Origin of the sequence: Occallatibacter sp., from assembly GCF_049802275.1 — a bacterium.
In the GTDB taxonomy this organism is placed as follows: Bacteria; Acidobacteriota; Terriglobia; order Terriglobales; family Acidobacteriaceae; genus Telmatobacter.
The window spans coordinates 1-4,793 of sequence record NZ_JBARMD010000570.1 but is presented as its reverse complement, the minus strand read 5'-3'; the positions used below and the strand labels follow the sequence as shown (position 1 = coordinate 4,793).

At 58.6% G+C, this 4,793-nt stretch carries 5 protein-coding genes; 4 read left to right on the top strand and 1 reads right to left on the bottom strand.

From position 1 onward, the window contains the following. Positions 1 to 278: 278 nt before the first annotated feature. The 3 genes from WA354_RS19560 to WA354_RS19550 all read left to right on the top strand — a co-directional run bounded on the left by WA354_RS19560 (position 279) and on the right by WA354_RS19550 (position 3,030). Positions 279 to 1,091, top strand: coding sequence for a POTRA domain-containing protein (locus WA354_RS19560; protein WP_472814701.1), 813 nt, complete (start codon positions 279 to 281; stop codon positions 1,089 to 1,091). Positions 1,092 to 1,189: 98 nt separating this feature from the next. After that, entirely contained in the window at positions 1,190 to 1,507 is a 318-nt protein-coding gene (locus WA354_RS19555; protein ID WP_472814700.1) for an EthD family reductase, read from the top strand. 143 nt (positions 1,508 to 1,650) lie between these two features. Continuing rightward, complete coding sequence (locus tag WA354_RS19550; RefSeq protein WP_472814699.1) at positions 1,651 to 3,030, top strand: MGH1-like glycoside hydrolase domain-containing protein; 1,380 nt, start codon at positions 1,651 to 1,653, stop codon at positions 3,028 to 3,030. A 146-nt stretch (positions 3,031 to 3,176) separates the two neighbouring features. Here the strand turns inward: WA354_RS19550 and WA354_RS19545 are convergent, their stop codons facing one another. Continuing rightward, entirely contained in the window at positions 3,177 to 3,650 is a 474-nt protein-coding gene (locus tag WA354_RS19545) for a YybH family protein (protein WP_472814698.1), read from the bottom strand. Between the two features lie 161 nt (positions 3,651 to 3,811). Here WA354_RS19545 and WA354_RS19540 point away from each other — a divergent pair. Beyond that, positions 3,812 to 4,793: M24 family metallopeptidase (locus tag WA354_RS19540; RefSeq protein ID WP_472814697.1), on the top strand; the 982-nt coding region annotated here is incomplete at its 3' end.

Here is a 4,793-nt window from a genome sequence, read left to right as displayed (position 1 = left end):
CCTCCTGGCTTGCCGATGCCATCTTCCCCACACCTCGACCTCACGGAGACAACTCGACCCGTCACATCGTCCACAACGCTATTCTGAAACCCGGCGACACCGTCCGCATCGTGGGAACCCCAGACGGGAAAGACCCCGCGGCCCTCGACTACATCGAGATCCTGCCTGCGTCCTAGTCCAGGCAATCTGGGCTTGCGGTAAAATACTTTTCTTCGCCGCCGGCGTCCAATTTGGCAGGCCAGGATTGGCCGCGGATTCCCCAAAAGCCCGGAGTCGCCATGCGCATTCGGATCTTCATCGCACTCTTCGCGCTTCTCCCCGTCGCCGCAGTTGCCCAGAGCCAATCCGCGCCACCCTCGGGCGTCTATCGCGTCCACAAACTGACTCTCAAATCCACTGACCTTTCGCGCCCCATGCGGCAGAACATTGTGCACGCCTTCCAGGGCCGTACCTACAACGTCGACGAACTCTCAGAGCGTGTGCGTCTAAAACTCCGCGAGTCCGGATATGAATTCGCGGAAGTCAATGACGTGAAGATCACGCGACCGCGCCACGCCCAGTACACCTGCGATGCCGACTTTACATTCGAAATTCATGCCCGCGATCAGTACCGCCTCAGCGGAATCACATTCACCGCTGACCCCGGCGGCACCGTCTTTCCTTTCGCTCAACTGCGAACACAGATCCCCCTTGAGGATGGCGCTGTCTTCAATACAATCGTCATTGGAAAAGGAATTGAAAACCTCAAGAACCTATACGCCGATGATGGCTACGCGAACTTCGGCGCAATTCCGAAGCTGCAATACGACAACCGCCGTCACGTCGTCAGCCTGACCATTGATATGGATCAGGGCAGGCTGGTCAGCTTCGGCAAGCTTCTCCTCGAAGGAGTGGAACCCCGCGCCGGCGTTGCGCGGCAATTGCAAGCCTCATGGATCGAGCTTGAAGGCAGATGCTACAACCCGCAACTGTTGAAGGATTGGCTCAAGGAGAACTCCGCCTCCTGGCCATCCGATACAGCAGCGCAGGCTCACATTCAATATCTCGATGGGTCCCCCTCGGCATTCAACGTAATGCTGCATTTTCAATAGGGTTCAACCCGCTCATCCATCGATTATTCGAGATCAGCTTGGTTCATTCTTCTGTGTTCTGGTTGACAGCCATTCCGCCTGCCTAGTATTCCGAACCCATGATCCGTCTCACCGTGATGTATCCCGCTACGCCGGAGTCTACGTTTGACTGGAACTACTACCTCGGTCCGCACCTCATACTGGCGCGCCAACTCCTTCTGCCCCGCGGGCTCGTCCGGATCGAGGTTGACCGCGGCATCGGAGCCTTCCCTCCCGGAACGCCCTCACACCACCACGCCATCGGCCATCTCTACTTCGAAACAATGCTGCAACTCGACACCGCCCTCGCCGCCACCGCTCCAGAGTTGATCGCCGACCAGCGCAAATACTACAGTGGCGAAAGCGTCGTGCAGGTCAGCGAAGTCGTCCCAGTCTGAGCGCATTCTCATTCAACCTCTGTCATTATGATGAGCGTTCTTATTCAAGCTCTGTCATTTCGACCGGAGCGAAGCGCAGTGGAGAAACCTGCAGTTGTTCTTTTTCAGTCTGGGTCCAGCGCGGGTGCTGGGGCGCCCCACCCATGGCACAGCTTCACCGCGACATGGGTGGGAAAGCACGAACACAGACCGGCCGCATAGGCAGCGGTATCATTTCTTCCGTGAACTTACGCACTCCCTTTGCTCTCATCGCAACGCTCCTGGCCTCCATTTCCCTCTCCCTCGCCCAATCTCCACCTGAGCAACCAGATCCCGTCGCCCTCCTGCACAATCTCACCACCGACTTCGACCGCCTTGCTCCCCAGACCATTCGCCCCGCCGACGGATACATCAAGTACCCCTACCTCATCCCCGCCGGCTACTACAACCAGATGTGGGACTGGGACGGCTTCTTCATCGGCCTTCACTGGGCGAACCAGAATCCCGCCAATGCAAAGTACCTTCGCGACTGGGTGCTTGGCTTCGCCGGTTCTGCCGATGCCGAAGGTTATGTGGCCGGCTGCATCACGCCCAAAGGCCCGCGCCCCTTGTTCGGAAAATTTGCGATGAAGCCGTTTCTCGCGCAAGGCGCCGTCATCGCTGCCGAAGATCTGCACGACTACGAATGGATCCGCCCCGTCTGGCCCGCGATGAAACGCGTCCTCGATTACCGCCGCCGCACGCAATACGACGAAAAGTGGAAGCTCTGGTTCTGGGACAATGCCATGCAGTCCGGCGCTGACAACAATGCCGCCCTCACCAACGATCCCAGCGACCGCAGCGCCATCCTCGCCGTCGATGCATCGGTGTACGCCATGCGCGAATACCTTGCCATGTCCGCCATCGCCACTCATCTTGGCGATTCGGCTGATGCCAAGGTGTACCAGGCTGAAGCCCTCGCCACGCGGCACGCCATCCAGCGTCAGCTATGGTCTCCGCAAGACGCCATGTTCTGGAACCGCCGTCGCGACACCGGGGCGGTCATCCGCGTTGTCGCGTGGTCCAACTTCCTGCCGCTCGTCGATGGCCTTGTACCACGGGAGGAAGGCCGGCGAATGATCTCGCTCTACCTGCTCAACGCTACGCAGATGCGCTCGGAGCACGGTTTCCGCAGCCTCTCGCGCTTCAATCCCGCTTACAACAACCAGGCCATCATTACCCCCTACTCGAACTGGCGCGGCCCCATCTGGATCAATGCGAATTTCCTGGACTGGATCGCGCTGCGCCGCTACGGATTCAACGAGGAAGCCCGCTGGCTGGCTGTCACGCTCGCAACCGATATCGATCGCGATATTGCAAAATGGGGATCGATGCACGAAGACTACGACGCCGAAACCGGAGATGGCCTCGCTCCAACAATCGAGCAATCCCCTAACGGAAAATTCGCAGGCTTTGTCGGCTGGAACTTGTTGGCCGAAGACATGCTGCAGTGCGAGCTCACCCAGCAGTACTGCATCACCCTCGAGATTTCCAGCGCACAATGAAAAAGAGCAACCGAAAGGATGCCCAATTTATCGAGGATATAAGACCGCCCGGATACCGGGATGCAGGGTGCCCCATCCATGATGCTCCTTTCGCATCATGGATGGTAAAGCACGAACCATAACTAAGTATCTGAATCGACCGATCTCTACTTCGCCGGATGCGGCTTCAATCCCGCCCAGGCCCATCCACGCATCTTCCAGCCATCCTTCTCCTTATGCAGCGCAACCGTGATTTGTCCCTTCTCTTCCATCGGTATGCCCTTAAGTTTGTAGACATACCCGGTAGGCATCACCACGTACGCAACATCGCCTTCGACCTCCGTCCGCACGGCAGCGTTGTAGGTCACCTTCGCATCCGTGACGCCTGTGGCCTTCGCGTTCTTTTCGAAATCCGCAGCCCAATCCTGCGCTGCATGAGGTCCCATCCATACATGCGGAGCAAACTCATCAATGATCGTGATATCACCCTTCGCATACGCTTCAAAAGCCGACTTCGTATCGCCTGAGTTGAATCCATCAATGAACTGACGAATTGGTGCAGTTACATCGGCGGGAGCGGCTGCCATTCCTGTGGGCAGGCAAACAATGCCCATCATCAATCCGAAAATCACTTTCTTCATTGTTTCTCTTTCTCGATAGGGGTTTGGAAGCTCTGCGGAAGCGTCCTTGGAGACTCGCATCCCATCGCAATGCCTGTCAATTGGACTTGAAATTAGAACGCGCTCGACGCATTTGTACCCATTAGTCTAGATAAATCCTGTCCCTTAGTCCCCGGAGGCCCATGTCCCGTAATCTCGCGCTTACTCGTCGCAACTTTCTCGGCGCAGCGACTGCGACTATCGCAGCCACCATCCTCTCATCACGAGCAGCGCACGGATCACCAGTTGCACCGAGGGCGATTGCCGCTCTCCCTGATCTCTCCGGCAACGCTCGCCCCTTTACCAATGCCGAGCGCCAAGCCCGCATTGAACGCGCCCGGCAACTCATGACGTCCGCGAAGATCGACGCCATTGTTCTCGCAAACTCTACCAGTTCTTCCGTCTACTTCGCCGATCTGCGTCTCTATGGCGGCGAACGCCTCTGGGCTCTCGTCCTCCCCGCGCGCAGCAAGCCCTTCCTGGTCTGCCCCGCTTTTGAAGAAGGTCGCGCCACCGAGCTTCTCGCCGCCGGCCCGCTCGCCGGCAACATCGACATCCTCACCTGGCAAGAGGACGAAAGCCCCTACGTCGCACTTGGCAGGGGCCTGAACGATCGCGGACTCGCCACCGCTACCATCGGCCTCGACGAGCATATGGCCTTCGTCTTCGCGGAGGGCATCCGCTCCGCAAGCCCGCATCTCAACATCGTTTCGGCAACGCCCATCACTGCCGGCTGCCGCATGATCAAAAGTGCGCATGAAATCGAATGCATGCGTCTCGCCTGCCGCGCAACCTTGCTTGTCTACCGCGCGGTCGCGCAGTCACTCACTCCCGGCATGACCACCGTCGATGTTCACGGCCTCGTCGCCGCCGCCTACCGCAGGGTAGGGTTTGAAGGCGAAGCCAGTCTCAACGTCGACGAGTTCACGGCCGTCCCTCACGGCTCGGCCAAGCCGCAAACTCTGCGCGAGGGATCCATCCTCATGCTTGACGACGGCTGCTCTGTCGAAGGCTATCAGTCCGACATTACCCGCACCTTCGTTCTCGGCAAGCCGACCGACAAGATGAAGGCTGTCTTCGATCTGGTCCAGCGCGCGCAATCTGCCGCACTCCACACCGCTCGGC

Excerpts from the sequence above, each read along its gene's own strand:
- WA354_RS19560 (WP_472814701.1), top strand. The coding sequence starts at position 279 with ATGCGCATTCGGATCTTCATCGCACTCTTCGCGCTTCTCCCCGTCGCC.
- WA354_RS19555 (WP_472814700.1), top strand. The coding sequence starts at position 1,190 with ATGATCCGTCTCACCGTGATGTATCCCGCTACGCCGGAGTCTACGTTT.
- WA354_RS19550 (WP_472814699.1), top strand. The coding sequence starts at position 1,651 with ATGGCACAGCTTCACCGCGACATGGGTGGGAAAGCACGAACACAGACC.
- WA354_RS19545 (WP_472814698.1), bottom strand. The coding sequence starts at position 3,650 with ATGAAGAAAGTGATTTTCGGATTGATGATGGGCATTGTTTGCCTGCCC.